A 12,897-nucleotide genomic window follows, 5' to 3' on the forward strand; every position below is an offset into this window, starting at 1 on the left:
TCTTGCGTATCGAGGCAGGCGGAGCCTGCCCGATAGCGCCTTGATACGCCATCGCCCAGAGGCCTCCACACAAAATCCACCCGGAGCCCCCAACCAACCGCCCCACCCACCCCCAACCACACAACAACCCCCACCCCACAAAGCAGACTCCACCCCGCCACCACCAACCACAAACGATCCCCCACGGCAACCGTGCGGCGCGGGCACCCGACCCACAACCACACCCCCGAACCTTGCCGGAAGGAACCCTGCCCGGCTGGGCGGGCATCGGGTTGGCGCACCAGACGTGGAGCCGCGTCCATCAGTTGAGACGGCCCGCCGAACATCAACAGGGGTGATCTTCCACCCGAGTAGAGCAAGGGCCCCGGCGGTGAACCGGAGCCCTTTCACAATGATTAACAGTTCAGGCGATGAGTCCGCCGCGATATGCCACGAGGGCGGCCTGCACGCGATTCACGGCGCCGATCTTGCCGAGGACCGAGGAGACGTAGCCCTTCACGGTGGCCTCGGACAGATGGAGGGCGCCGCCGATCTCGGCGTTGGACATGCCCTGGCCGATGAGCTGGAGGACTTCACGCTCCCGTTCGGACAGGGAGGTGAGCAGCCGGCGGGCGGGCTCGGCGGCGCGTTCGCCGTCGGCGACGGCGGCGAGCACGCGGGCGGCGACGCCGGGATCCAGCACGGCGCCGCCCCGGGCCAGGTCACGCACGGCCTTGACCAGCTGCTCAGGCTCGGTGTCCTTGAGCAGAAAGCCGCTGGCGCCCAGGCGCAGGGCCTCGGAGACGTACTCGTCGATGTCGAAGGTGGTCAGCATGGCGACCCGCGGCTGCTCGGGCAGGGTGCGCAGCCGGCGCAGCGCGACGAGCCCGTCGGCCGAACGCATGCGCACGTCGAGCAGCACGACGTGCGGCCGGTGCTGTCGCGCGAGGTCGGCGACGAGCAGGCCGTCGTCGCACTCGGCGACCACCTCGATGTCACCGGCGCTGCTGAGAATCATCCTGAGGCCGGATCGGACGAGGTCCTCGTCGTCAGCCAGCATCACCTTGATCACCGGATGCCTCCCCGATTGGGCGTTTAGCCAAGCATCACTCATCTTGACGCAACCACGGGTTACCGCGGTGTTATCTCATCATGTGGTCCCCGATTTGCCTAGAAGTTCCGGCAAGTTGACGCCCCGACCGAAATATCAACGGTTTCCAAACCTGTGAATCGACTTGCACGATCAGGGGTGGCCGTGCCGTCCGGCCGAGCGCAGGCTGCGCGCGGCGACCAACGCCAAGCCGCCGAACAGCCACCCGCCGACTGCCCCGAGCACCGCACCGGCCAGGCCCGCGCCGTGCAGCATGGCCAGCAGGCCGCCGACCCCGCCGCCGGCCCGCATTCGCCATCGCCCCTGGTCGTCGGCCAGTTCCTCGTCGAGCCACCGCACCACGGATCCCGTCAAGCCGCTCACCCTTCAGAGTGAATGTCTAACGTGAAGCTCTTTCGCGTTGAACTACTCGGAAGTAACGTGCGTCACGTTGCTCCTTCGAGAGGACCCCTGCTCATGTCGCGAAGCGTCCGCATCGCCCTCGCCGCAACGTTGTTCGTGGCGACGTCGACAACCCTGCTGTCCGCGGCGCCCGCCACCGCCGCCCCGGCCAACAACGACTACTGCCTCGGCCAGTGCAACGACATCCTGCCGCCGGGTGAGAACGGCAACGCCACCCTGGTCGACATCCTCGGCAACAAGACCGTCGGCACGCGGCCCGCGCACACCGACGACCAGCTCAACAAGTACGCGAGCCTGGTCAACAGCTACGCCGGCCTGACCAACGGGCAGCTGTCCAGCTTCTTCGACGACTCATCCTTCGGGGTTCCCGCCAACCAGGTGGAATCAACCATCACGCCGCGGTCGGACGTCACGATCGTGCGGGACAAGGCCACCGGCGTCCCGCACATCACCGGCACGACCCGCTCGGGCACCGAGTTCGGCGCCGGCTACGCGGCCGCCCAGGACCGGCTCTGGCTGATGGACGTGTTCCGCCACGTCGGCCGGGGTGAGCTCACCTCCTTCGCCGGCGGCGCGGTCAGCAACCGCGGCCTCGAGCAGACCTTCTGGCAGGCCGCCCCCTACACCGAGGCCGACCTGCAGAACCAGCTCACTGCGGCCGCGGCCACGCACGGCGCCCGCGGCCAGCAGGCCCTCCAGGACGCCACCGACTACGTCGCCGGCATCAACGCCTACATCACGCAGGCCTACAACAACCGGACCTTCCCCGGCGAGTACGACCTGACCGGGCACATCGACCCGATCACCAACGCCGGCGGCATCGACCCGTTCAAGGTCACCGACATGGTGGCCATCGGCGCCGTGGTGGGCGCCCTGTTCGGCACCGGTGGCGGCGGCGAGGTCCAGTCGGCGCTGGTGAAGCTGGCCGCGGACGCCAAGTACGGCGTGACCGAGGGCGACAAGGTGTGGAACGCCTTCCGGGAGCAGAACGACCCCGAGGCGATCACCACCATCCACGACGCGAGCTTCCCCTACGGCCAGGACCCGGCCACTCCGCAGGGCGTCGCCATGCCGGACCCGGGGTCGGTCACGCCGCAGCAGCTGGTCTTCAACCCGACCGGCTCGGCCCAGTCCGCGACCGAGGTGAAGGCGGCCAACCTGCCCGCGGCCAAGACTCCTGAGGAGGAGAAGGCCCGCGGCATCTTCGACGACGGCGTGCTGCCGGCCGACCTGATCTCGGCCAAGCACGGCATGTCCAACGCGCTGCTGGTGTCCGGCAAGTACACCGACACGGGCAACCCGGTCGCGGTGTTCGGCCCGCAGACCGGCTACTTCGCGCCGCAGCTGCTGATGCTGGAGGAGTTGCAGGGCCCGGGCATCAGCGCCCGCGGCGCCGCGTTCGCCGGCGTCAGCCTGTACGTGGAGCTGGGCCGCGGCCAGGACTACTCGTGGAGCGCGACCTCGGCCGGGCAGGACATCACCGACACCTGGGCGCTGCGCCTGTGCGACCCGAGCGGCAAGCCGGCCACCAAGGACTCCACCTCGTACCTCTACCACGGCGTCTGCACGCCGATGGAGCTGTTGCAGCGGGACAACTCGTGGAAGCCGACGCTGGCCGACAGCACCGCTGAGGGCTCGTACTCGCTGATCGCGTTCCGCACCAAGTACGGCATCGTGCAGTCGCGGGCCACGGTCGGCGGCGTGCCGGTGGCGTACGCCAGCCTGCGGTCCAGCTACAACCACGAAGTCGACTCGATCATCGGGTTCCAGGAGTTCAACGACCCGTCGGCGGTGCACGACGCGGCCAGCTTCCAGAAGGCCGCCGCGGACGTGAACTACACCTTCAACTGGTTCTACACCGACTCCAAGGACATCGCCTACTTCAACTCGGGCAACAACCCGGTGCGGGCCGCGAACACCAACCCGAACCTGCCGATCTGGGCCGACCAGCAGAACGAGTGGCAGGGCTGGAACCCGACCACCAACGTGGCCAGCTACACCCCGTTCGCCCAGCATCCCAACTCGATCGACCAGGACTACTACGTCAGCTGGAACAACAAGCAGGCCAAGGACTTCACCGAGGCCGGCTTCGGCGACGGCTCGGTGCACCGGGTGAACCTGCTCGACAGCCGGGTCAAGAAGCTGATCAGCAGCGGGCAGAAGGTGACGCGGGCGTCGCTGACCTCGGCCATGGAGGACGCGGCCAACGCCGACCTGCGAGCCGAGGACGTGCTGCCGGAGGCGTTGCAGGTGCTCAAGAGCCAGCCGATCACCGACACCACGCTGGCCAACGCGGTCAACCAGCTGACCGCCTGGCAGCAGGCCGGCTCACACCGCCTGGAGACCACGCCAGGCAGCCACACCTACACCAACGCGGCCGCGATCCAGGTCATGGACGCGTGGTGGTCGCTGCTGGTGCAGAGCGAGTTCCAGCCGGCTATGGGCACCGACCTGTTCAACGCCTTGACCGGGGCGATCCAGATCAACGAGTCCCCGTCGGGCGGCCAGAACATCGGCAGCGTCAGCGGTGGCGCGAACGAGTCCCAGCCACACAAGGGTTCCTCGTTCCAGTACGGCTGGTGGTCCTATGTGGACAAGGACCTGCGCGCGGTGCTCGGCCAGCCGGTGCAGGGCGGGCTGTCGCGGTCCTTCTGCGGCAACGGCAACCTGGCGCAGTGCCGGCAGGCGCTGCTGACCAGCCTCCAGCAGGCGGTCGGCCAGACCACCGCGCAGGTCTACCCCGGTGACGCGGACTGCTCGGCCGGCGACCAGTGGTGCGCCGACTCGATCATCCAGCGGCCGCTGGGCGGCATCACCGACGGCAAGATCAGCTGGCAGAACCGTCCGACCTACCAGCAGGTCGTGCAGTACCCGGCGCACCGTGGCGACAACGTGGCCAACCTGGCCCAGGGCACGACCGCCACCGCCAGCAGCCACGAGGTCGGCGCGTACGACTCGCCGCCGGCCTACGCCGTGGACGGCAAGGTGGACACCCGCTGGGCCAGCGACTGGAGCGACGACCAGTCGATCACCATCGACCTCGGCGCCGTGCAGACCGTCGGGCGGGCCATCCTCAGCTGGGAATCCGCCTACGCCAAGGGGTATCGCATCGACGTCTCCACCGACGGCAGCACCTGGCGCACCGTCTGGTCGACCACCGCCGGCGACGGCGGCGTCGACAACGACTCGTTCACGCCGACCAACGCCCGCTACGTGCGGATGAGCGGCGTGCAGCGGGCCACCAAGTACGGCTACTCGATCTACGAGTTCCAGGTCTACTCGCTGTAAGCAGGCTCGGGGCGGCCCGCTGCCCCGCTCCTGTCGACTGTCTCCCGGCCGGGGGCGGTGCTCAACGCGCCGCTCCCGGCTTTTGTTCACGGTGTGCCGGCTGCTACTCGCTGTGCGCGGGGCGGGGGCGGTCTCGGCTGCCGCCGTCCAGTTGGGGGAGCTCGCTGGCCAGGTCGGGGCTGCCGTAGTGGGAAAAGACATCGGCCAGGTTGCTCAGCAGGCGCCAGCGGGCGCCGTCGGGGAGGCGGTCCACGAAGCGGTCCACGAGCGACGCCACGGTGTCGGTGGTGGAGCGTTCGTCGTTCTCGGTCATGATCTGGGCCAGCTTGCGGAGCTTGGCCGACATCTCGACGGCCTGGTCGACCTGGTTGTCGTTGTTCTGCAACCACCACACCGTGGCCATCGCGGGGTCGCTGAGGATGTCGTCCTTGAGGTGGCGAAGCTCGTCCAGTTTGAGATCGCGGTCCCAGCCGCGGACGAGCCGACGGCGTTGCAGCTCCTGGAAAAGCTCGGTGGCGGCCCGGGCCTCGTCGGAGCAGGTCAGCTCGATCTCCACCAGCTGCACGGCGATCCGGGCGTCCTCAAGCTTGGTCACGTAGCCGAGCTCGGCCTCCAGCTTGTGCTGCAACTGCTCGCAGTGCGTCACCAGGCCCTTGGCCAGCAGGGCGGCGGCGCGGCGCTCGATGTCGCTGCGGGCAATGGATTCCGGCTTGGCATGGGTGGTCTCGCCGATCGGCTCCCACGCCACGGTGCAGGTCGCGGTGAACTCGGCGTGCGGCACCGAGCTGGGCAGCACGGCGGTGAACACCACGGTCGGCCGCTTGGGCGCGGGCGGCGGCTGGCGCAGCTGGACGGTGGCGTCCGGCTGCTTGCCGTAGATCCAGTCGTGTTCGGCCTGCTGGCGGCGCCGGACGAAACGCTGCCACCAGCCGCCCATCTTGCCGCGCACGGACGGCTTGACCTCCGACCACGGATCCGTTGGCATGGTTCCCCTTGTATCAGTTGGAAATCGCGGACCGCAGCAGCGGATCCACCCCGTTCAGCTTGGCCTGCAACTGGTCGTGCACATCGCGGGAGCCGCCGTCGCGACGCCACTCGAAGGCCGCCAGGTCGAGGGCGCCCAGCTCGGCCGGCCGGCCGCCGGCCGCCTGCACCAGCAGGTTGAGCAGGGTGTCCCGGTGCTGCGGCTGCGCCGCCGCCTCGTCGAGCAATGCCCGCACTGCCAACGCTTTGCGCGCCGCGTCGGTCTCGCGCAGCCAGCGCGCGAGCCGCGTGACGACTTGGGCGAACTGACTCTCACCGGCCATTGTGGACAGTGCCGCCGCGACCTGGTCGGTGAGTTCCGGCCGCTTGACGAAGCTGCCCAGCCTGGTCAGCGCGACGTGCGGATAGCGGCTGCCCAGCTCGGCCCCGCAGACCGCGATCGCCACCTCGCCCAGCGGCCGGGGCAGGTCGCGCCGCTGGGACCAATCCTGGATCACCCGCCGGATGCCCGGGCCGATCACCGGGTCCAGCGCGGCCGTGGCCAGCAGGCGGTGAGCCAGCGGGAGAGCGCTCTCCGACCACGCCGTCACCGCTCGAATCACCGGCTCCACTCCGAGATCGACCAGCCGCGGAACCAACAGTTCGGCGTCCTCGGCCGACAGGATCGCCGGCAACCCGACCAGCCACGCCACCAGAGGTTCGCGCAGGGCCGGGAAATCCGTCCAGACATGGCTGATCACCGCCTCCGCGTATCCCGGACGGTCGAACGTCACCACCCCTGCCGAAGCCCCGATCCCCGCCAGCCGCGCGGCAAGGCCCTCCCCCGCCAGCGGATGCGGTTTCGTTCCCACATAACGGGTTTCGTCCAACAACGCGTCCGCCGCCGCGTGCACCACGTCCTGGAGAGCGCTCTCCAAGACCGCCGCCGCCAACAACAACGCCCGCCACGGCACGTCCACATGGCCGGCGAACTCCGCCCGCAACCGACCAGCCCAGTTCGACAACGCCCCCAGCACGTCCTGGCGGTCCTCGACACTCACCACCAACTCCGCCAGCCGCACCGCCTCCGCCGACGTCGACGGCAACTCCGCCAGCGCCGGCTCCACCTCCATGCCCTCCAGATGCGCCGCCAACACCTCCCGCGGCTCCGGCCGCCCCAACCGCACCGCCTCGAACCCCGCCGCCCGCCCGTCGTCGACGATCACCACGAGCGAACTGTCCTCCTGGTCCAAAGCGGCCGTGAACTCCGCCAACGCCGCCCTCACCTGCTCCACCGTCTCGTCATCGGCCGACGACAGATCCAGCAGGTAGCCCTCCTTCGCCGCCACCGGATGCCGCGCCAGCGACGCCTCCGCGTCCACCGCGATCTCCACCAGATGCAAGCCGCCCAGCCGGTCCAACAACACCGTCGCCGCCGTCCGCCGCCCCGACCCCGACGGGCCCGCCAACACCACCGCCCGGCTGCCCAACAGCTTCGCCAACGCCTCCACGAACCCCGCCGGCTCCACAAACCGCCGCACCGCCCGCCGCACATCCAGGCGGGACCGCTCCAGCAGCCGGGCGTCCCTGGTCAAGTCCGCTCCTCGCATCGTCGTCGTACCCCTAGCGACTATGCGGGACGACAAGCCCAGCCGGGCGAAAGTTCCCCTGTTCGTCGGCCGACCCACCGCCCCCACCCACACCCGGCGTGACCGTTACTACTCCACCCGGCGGAACCACCCGACAGCCCGCCACTCCCGCCCCTACCGCTATGCTCACCCCCGTGGCCCCTGTAGCTCAGGGGATAGAGCAACGGTTTCCTAAACCGTGTGTCGCAGGTTCGAATCCTGCCAGGGGCACCAGGCCACGATCACGACTCTGACCAGGCAAAACAGGTCGGAGTTGCGATCTCAACAACCCTTCGCGGATGATCTTCAAGCCTCCGCGTGGGGCCACCTGTGGTGCGAGCGGGTCTACAGTGGCCCCATGGGCGCGACGAAGCCAGGCCGCAAGCGCCGCTCGCGCGGCGAGATCGAGACGCTGCCGAGCGGCTCGCTGAGGGTCAAGGTGTACGCCGGGATCGACCCGCTGAGCGGTCGCCGGAACTACCTCACGGAGACCATTCCGGCCGGGCCGACCGCCGAGGATGACGCCGAGGCGGCGCGTATTCGTCTCATTAACCAGGTGAACGAGCAGCGAAATCCGCGCACGAAAGCCAGCGTCGATCAGCTCATGGATCGATACCTCGAACTGCTCGACGTGGACACCAACACGCGCAAGAGCTACGAGGGTTACATCAACAACCACATCCGGCCACTGCTCGGCAAACTCCCGGTCGGCAAGCTCGACGGCGAGACCCTCGATTCCTTCTACAAGGTCTTGCGGACATGTCGCGTGCACTGCGGCGGTAAGAAGTTCATCCAGCACCGGACGAAGCGCCCCCACGAGTGCGACGCGCGGTGCAAGCAACACGAGTGCGACCCGCTCGCCACGTCGTCGATCCGCCAAGTCCATTGGTGCCTCAGCGGAGCCCTGAAGCGCGCCGTCCGGTGGCGCTGGATCAGCATCAATCCACTCGACCAAGCCGAGCCACCAAAGGCCGCCACGCCAGATCCGCATCCGCCGACGCCGGAACAGGCTGCCGCCATCGTCAATGAGGCGTTCAAAGACCTCCCATGGGGAATGCTCGTTTGGCTCGCCATGACCACTGGTGCCAGACGCGGCGAACTGTGCGCACTCCAATGGCACCTGCTCGACCTCGACAACGCCGCGTTGGGCATCCGCACGAGCATCGGCCAGGATGGCTCGAAGACCTGGGAGAAGGACACCAAGACCCACCAGCAACGACGAATCGCGCTCGACGCAGATACCGTTGCCCTCCTCCGCGCGTACCGCCAGCACTGCGATTCGCTGGCCGCCGAGATGGCGCGCAAGGTCGATCCGGACGGCAGAGTGTTCTCATCGTCAGTCGATCACAGCACGTGGCTCAAGCCCGACTCGGTCTCGCAGCGATACCGACGGATGTGCGAAAAACTCGGCTGGGACATGAACATCCACCAGTTGCGCCACTACTCGGCTACCGAACTGATCGCAGCTGGCGTCGACGTTCGCACCGTCGCCGGCCGACTCGGCCACGGTGGCGGCGGCGCAACCACGCTTCGCGTCTACTCGGCTTGGGTATCCGAGGCGGACCAGCGCGCCGCCGGAAACCTCGGCGGCCGGATGCCAAGCCCACCAATCGCCATTGACAGCACCGGCACACCCGCCACGACACTACCGGCGGACGAACCCAACAGCCCGTACAAGCGGATTGCGGCCGATCTACGCGGCGCGATTTCCTGCGGCGCACTCCGCATTGGCGAAGCAATGCCTACCATCACGGCACTCGCCGGACGATATGGCGTGTCAGTCGGCACGGCCCACCGCGCGATTGCCGAATTGAAGTCTGACGGTCTGGTCACAGCCAGCCGAGGAAAGCGCATCGTCGTCGCCGATCCGTCACAGGCTGCGCCGACCGTCGCGGAAGTGGTGAGCCTTCAAGCCAAGCGCACCGCACGCTAGGCACACCCCGCAGGCCGAACGGCTGATGATCGCCTCGGCAGGCCTACGTAGGCTGCGTGCGTGACGGAGCAGCACGGAGCATGGAAGACCTACGGCGAGCGGACGATCTACGACAGCAAGTGGGTACAGCTAGGGCTGGCGGACGTTGAAGCGCCGAACGGCGAGCGGTGGGAGTACCACGTCGTCCATCTCGGACGGATCGCTATCGCCCTGATCGTTGACGACCAGGACCGAGCGCTGATGTTGTGGCGGTACAGGTTCCCAACCGACCAGTGGGGCTACGAGCTGCTCGGCGGCCTGGTGGACGAGGGCGAGAACGCCGCCGCGACGGCGGCCCGGGAAGCCGCCGAGGAGAGCGGTTGGCGGCCTGTGGGCGAGCCCGAGCATCTGATCGGCTTCGAGCCCTTGCCGGGGCAGACGACGGCCCCGATGGACATCTACCTGTGGCGGAACGCCGAGCACATCGGCGAGCCGACGGACACCGAGGAAGCCGGCAGGGTCGAGTGGGTTCCGCTGAGCCGAGTGCAGGAATTGGCTCAGCGTAAGGAACTTCTCGGCTCGGGCACGCTGGTTGCCTTGCTGTACTACCTCGCCCCACGCAACGCCGGGGACGCTGCCGGGCAGGATCAAGCCGCCGAGTCGGCGTAGCTGCCGGTCTGACTTGATCTGAGAGCCGAGACGCCGCGCCTGCCGCGAGTACTCAAGCGCGGCGTCTCGGTCGCCAACGGCTGCGAAGGCGAAGGCGAGATCAACCAGCATCCCCGTCTTCGCACGGATGAACGCCGCTGGCAGACGTGGCAGCGCATCGCTGAGTTGATCGATCGCGTCTGGCTCGCCGAGACGGGCAAGCGCATGTCCGCGCCACCTGTCGAGGTGCGCACCGCCGAGGAACAGGAACGGTAGGGCGGGGTCGACAGGATCTGACGGCAGCAGTGCGCCGGCAGCGTCGAAGGCACGCAGCGCCTCGGCCCGTTGCCCGGCAGCGGCGAGCCCTTCGCCGTGCGCGGCCGCAAGCCAGGCCCGGATCAGCGGTGGTGCTCTGTGCTCGGCGAGCACGCGAGCATCGGCGAACTGCTCGACCGCTCGCGTAGTCTCGCCGAGGTCGATCAGTACGAACGCCTGCTCTGCCGTGGCATGTGCGAGCAGGGCGGGTGCACCCGTCTCTCGCGCAGCAGCCTTCGCGCGTTCGTAGTGCGCCCACGACTGTCCGACCGCGTTCCTGTCGAGTGCTTCCCAACCGGCCAAGGTGGACGCCTCCGTGAGCACGCCGGCGAGCGGCTCACGCAGTCCCTTGGCTGCGCCGTACATGAGCAGGTCCTCGACCTGCTTGATGCTGCCGCGAAGCTGGTCAAGCAGCGTGACGGCCCCGAACCTACGGTCAACATGCCGGGCGTCGTCGACCTGTCGGCGGAACAACTCGACCATGTCGCTGTCGACGGTCCGGGCCACGGCCAGCCGTGACCGCAGCTCGGCGGCTTCGCTGTCTTCCTGCTCGGCCGGGAACCCGAGCTCCTCGTTCGTGCGGCCGTAGACGTCTCGAAACAGCCGCCAGTAGAGATCGCTGACGGACTCGTGGCCGTTCTCCCATACAGAAAGCTTCGTTTTCAGACTCGTCGGCGACATGATGGCGAGTCCGAGCGTTGACGCGCGGTGCTGAAGCAACCGGATCACTTCGGCGGAGGAGTATCCGAGTTGGTCCCGAACCGCCCGGAGCCTGGTCTTCGCCATCACCCACCCCCACCCTGATAACCGCCCCGACCTGCGAAGTTAATTAAGGTTAATGGGACTTGGGTTAACCGGGGCCAACTGTAGAACGGCACCGAACTGCCGTTCTCTGTAGACATGGAAGCAACAAGCAACTCCCCGGCAACCGGGCCCCGGCGCCGGTCACCGCAATCGACGAAGCCGCTACCGACTGCCGTCGTCGGTGTCACCGAATGCCGCCGTGAAGTTGGCGTTCAGGTCGTCGAGCCGCTGCGTGATCTCGGCCAGCCGATACTCGATGGCGGCCAGGCGGGCTGGCACATCGTCGTCCGACCTGACGGCAGGTTCCCCCAGCTCGGGTGGCCTTCGGCCGGCCAGCACGGCGGCCAGATGGCCCGGGTGCCAGTCCAGCGCGAGCGAGAGGGCTTCGAGGGTCCGGGCGCTACGTCGGCGCTGCACCGTGTTGTTCTGAATCTCGCTGACGATGGCCTTCGAGACGTGCGAGCGCTTGATGAGTTCTCGCTGACTCAGACCCAGTTCAGTCGAGCGTTGATTGATCGCTCGCGCGACTGCTGCCCAGTCTTCCGTCACGTATCCCTCCGCGCTCCGCCTCCGCACCGAGCGTAGCGCGAGGGCAATTCCGCGGACCGGCTTCCGGGTTGGTTCCCGTGGTTTGCACCCCGTTCGCGACTGGTCGGGATGAAATCATCCCGAATTTTGGAACTAAATCAGACTTCCTCGCGACGTTAGGGACAAATCGCAATGAACAGCAACACCGAGAACGCCTATCCGGCGTTCCACACCGTGACGGAGGCAGCGCGGATACTCCGCGTGGCCCCGTCCACTCTCTACCGGGCGATCAGGGCGGGCGACTTCCCCGCGATCCGTCTCCGTACTCGCTACGTCGTGCCGGCGGCGGCGCTTGACGCGCTGCTCGCTGCGGTCGCCGAGACCGGTGGCGTCGTCGACCCGGCGCAGATCGTCGCCACCCGCCGGACGGCTCGCGAGATCCGGGAGCAGTCCGGGGGTGCGTCGTGGTGAACCGTGACGAATTCCGTGACAACTACTACGAGATCGTGGCTGCGGACCTCGACCGGTACGCCACCGTGCCGGACGACGTGCTGCTGGAGATCGTCACGACCGATGGCACCTGCATGTGGTTGGTCGCCAACGCCGAAGAGCCCGAGTGGGCCGACGAGGAGTTGAACGACCGCGAGCTCGCCGCGCGACTGTGCGCCGGATGCCCGATTCAGCGGGAGTGCCTCGAACTCGAACTGCGTACCGCCGGAGAGTCGACGATCGGAGTCTGGGGCGCACTGTCCGAAGAGGACAGGCGCGAGGTCTACCGCGCGTGGCGGACTCGGCGGCAGGGCGGAGGGCAGCAGACATGACGGTCAACCTGCCGATGACGCCTCTGCTGGCCGGTCTGGGCGTGCTGGTTGGTCTTGTGCTGGTGTGGCGTGCCGGACGCCGTAGTGCGAAGGCCGCCGCCGAAGCAGCGCGCACGGGCGTGCGGTTGGTTTCGCTTGCCGGCCGGGTCCTGCTCGGCGGGGCGGCACTCCTCGGCGTTCAGTGGCTCGTGATCACCTACGACGGCGACACGACCTTGCGATTGGTGGTGCTCGGACTGCCGGACCTGTTCGCGGCATACGTGTTGACCCGCGCTCTGACGGTGAGCACGGCCGACACACCGACTCGGCGAAAGGGTGGTCAGCGGTGACCACCTCCGTCCCGTCCAACCAGAAGAAGGGAGCGGTGGGCGCCCCCCGGGGGCCCCCCCCCCCCCCCCCCCACAACCCCCCCCCCCCCCCGCCGGCGGGGGCCCGGGCCCCCCCACCGCCGGCCAACCACACCCAACCCGCCCGGGGGGGGCGGCGGGGGGCGGAGGT

General features: G+C 68.3%; 12 protein-coding genes and 1 tRNA gene. 8 read left to right on the forward strand and 5 right to left on the reverse strand.

Annotation, left to right across the window (positions count from 1 at the left end; genetic code table 11):
• Positions 1 to 403: 403 nt before the first annotated feature.
• Together ACIG5F_RS21960 and ACIG5F_RS21965 are read right to left on the reverse strand one after the other, a co-directional pair.
• Positions 404 to 1,051 (reverse strand): response regulator, encoded by a 648-nt coding sequence (locus ACIG5F_RS21960; protein WP_396520170.1) that lies wholly within the window; start codon positions 1,049 to 1,051, stop codon positions 404 to 406.
• A gap of 171 nt (positions 1,052 to 1,222) precedes the next feature.
• Positions 1,223 to 1,444, reverse strand: coding sequence for a hypothetical protein (locus ACIG5F_RS21965; protein WP_396520172.1), 222 nt, complete (start codon positions 1,442 to 1,444; stop codon positions 1,223 to 1,225).
• Positions 1,445 to 1,546: 102 nt separating this feature from the next.
• On the opposite strand from ACIG5F_RS21965, the gene ACIG5F_RS21970 reads away from it, so the two are divergent.
• Positions 1,547 to 4,780, forward strand: a complete 3,234-nt coding sequence (locus ACIG5F_RS21970; RefSeq protein ID WP_396520173.1) for a penicillin acylase family protein — start codon at positions 1,547 to 1,549, stop codon at positions 4,778 to 4,780.
• A gap of 103 nt (positions 4,781 to 4,883) precedes the next feature.
• Here ACIG5F_RS21970 and ACIG5F_RS21975 read toward each other — a convergent pair whose 3' ends face one another.
• On the reverse strand, positions 4,884 to 5,765 hold the full coding sequence (locus tag ACIG5F_RS21975; protein WP_396520175.1) for a hypothetical protein: 882 nt from the start codon (positions 5,763 to 5,765) through the stop codon (positions 4,884 to 4,886).
• A 13-nt stretch (positions 5,766 to 5,778) separates the two neighbouring features.
• On the reverse strand, positions 5,779 to 7,338 hold the full coding sequence (locus tag ACIG5F_RS21980; RefSeq protein WP_396520177.1) for a hypothetical protein: 1,560 nt from the start codon (positions 7,336 to 7,338) through the stop codon (positions 5,779 to 5,781).
• A 191-nt stretch (positions 7,339 to 7,529) separates the two neighbouring features.
• Between ACIG5F_RS21980 and ACIG5F_RS21985 the strand changes: the two genes are divergently transcribed.
• The 4 genes from ACIG5F_RS21985 to ACIG5F_RS22000 all read left to right on the forward strand — a co-directional run bounded on the left by ACIG5F_RS21985 (position 7,530) and on the right by ACIG5F_RS22000 (position 10,765).
• Positions 7,530 to 7,605, forward strand: a tRNA-Arg gene (locus ACIG5F_RS21985).
• 124 nt (positions 7,606 to 7,729) lie between these two features.
• A complete protein-coding gene (locus ACIG5F_RS21990; protein WP_396520179.1) occupies positions 7,730 to 9,304 on the forward strand; it encodes a tyrosine-type recombinase/integrase in 1,575 nt (524 codons plus the stop codon).
• A gap of 60 nt (positions 9,305 to 9,364) precedes the next feature.
• Positions 9,365 to 9,952, forward strand: a complete 588-nt coding sequence (locus ACIG5F_RS21995) for an NUDIX domain-containing protein (protein WP_396520181.1) — start codon at positions 9,365 to 9,367, stop codon at positions 9,950 to 9,952.
• A gap of 393 nt (positions 9,953 to 10,345) precedes the next feature.
• Complete coding sequence (locus tag ACIG5F_RS22000; protein WP_396520183.1) at positions 10,346 to 10,765, forward strand: hypothetical protein; 420 nt, start codon at positions 10,346 to 10,348, stop codon at positions 10,763 to 10,765.
• A gap of 447 nt (positions 10,766 to 11,212) precedes the next feature.
• Here ACIG5F_RS22000 and ACIG5F_RS22005 read toward each other — a convergent pair whose 3' ends face one another.
• A complete protein-coding gene (locus tag ACIG5F_RS22005; RefSeq protein ID WP_396520185.1) occupies positions 11,213 to 11,599 on the reverse strand; it encodes a helix-turn-helix domain-containing protein in 387 nt (128 codons plus the stop codon).
• Positions 11,600 to 11,770: 171 nt separating this feature from the next.
• Between ACIG5F_RS22005 and ACIG5F_RS22010 the strand changes: the two genes are divergently transcribed.
• Genes ACIG5F_RS22010 through ACIG5F_RS22020 form a run of 3 tightly spaced genes read left to right on the forward strand, consistent with a single transcriptional unit; the run spans position 11,771 to position 12,728 of the window.
• On the forward strand, positions 11,771 to 12,049 hold the full coding sequence (locus ACIG5F_RS22010; RefSeq protein ID WP_396520187.1) for a helix-turn-helix domain-containing protein: 279 nt from the start codon (positions 11,771 to 11,773) through the stop codon (positions 12,047 to 12,049).
• Complete coding sequence (locus ACIG5F_RS22015) at positions 12,046 to 12,399, forward strand: WhiB family transcriptional regulator (RefSeq protein WP_396520189.1); 354 nt, start codon at positions 12,046 to 12,048, stop codon at positions 12,397 to 12,399. The genes ACIG5F_RS22010 and ACIG5F_RS22015 overlap by 4 nt, the downstream gene beginning before the upstream one ends.
• On the forward strand, positions 12,396 to 12,728 hold the full coding sequence (locus ACIG5F_RS22020; RefSeq protein WP_396520191.1) for a hypothetical protein: 333 nt from the start codon (positions 12,396 to 12,398) through the stop codon (positions 12,726 to 12,728). The genes ACIG5F_RS22015 and ACIG5F_RS22020 overlap by 4 nt, the downstream gene beginning before the upstream one ends.
• Positions 12,729 to 12,897: the final 169 nt, after the last annotated feature.

This window comes from Kutzneria sp. NPDC052558 (assembly GCF_044547355.1).
Lineage (GTDB): Bacteria > Actinomycetota > Actinomycetes > Mycobacteriales > Pseudonocardiaceae > Kutzneria.

What these genes read in the sequence shown, in the direction of transcription:
- ACIG5F_RS21970 (WP_396520173.1), top strand. Translation starts at nt 1,547, where the DNA reads ATGTCGCGAAGCGTCCGCATCGCCCTCGCCGCAACGTTGTTCGTGGCG.
- ACIG5F_RS21975 (WP_396520175.1), bottom strand. Translation starts at nt 5,765, where the DNA reads ATGCCAACGGATCCGTGGTCGGAGGTCAAGCCGTCCGTGCGCGGCAAG.
- ACIG5F_RS21990 (WP_396520179.1), top strand. Translation starts at nt 7,730, where the DNA reads ATGGGCGCGACGAAGCCAGGCCGCAAGCGCCGCTCGCGCGGCGAGATC.
- ACIG5F_RS22010 (WP_396520187.1), top strand. Translation starts at nt 11,771, where the DNA reads ATGAACAGCAACACCGAGAACGCCTATCCGGCGTTCCACACCGTGACG.
- ACIG5F_RS22020 (WP_396520191.1), top strand. Translation starts at nt 12,396, where the DNA reads ATGACGGTCAACCTGCCGATGACGCCTCTGCTGGCCGGTCTGGGCGTG.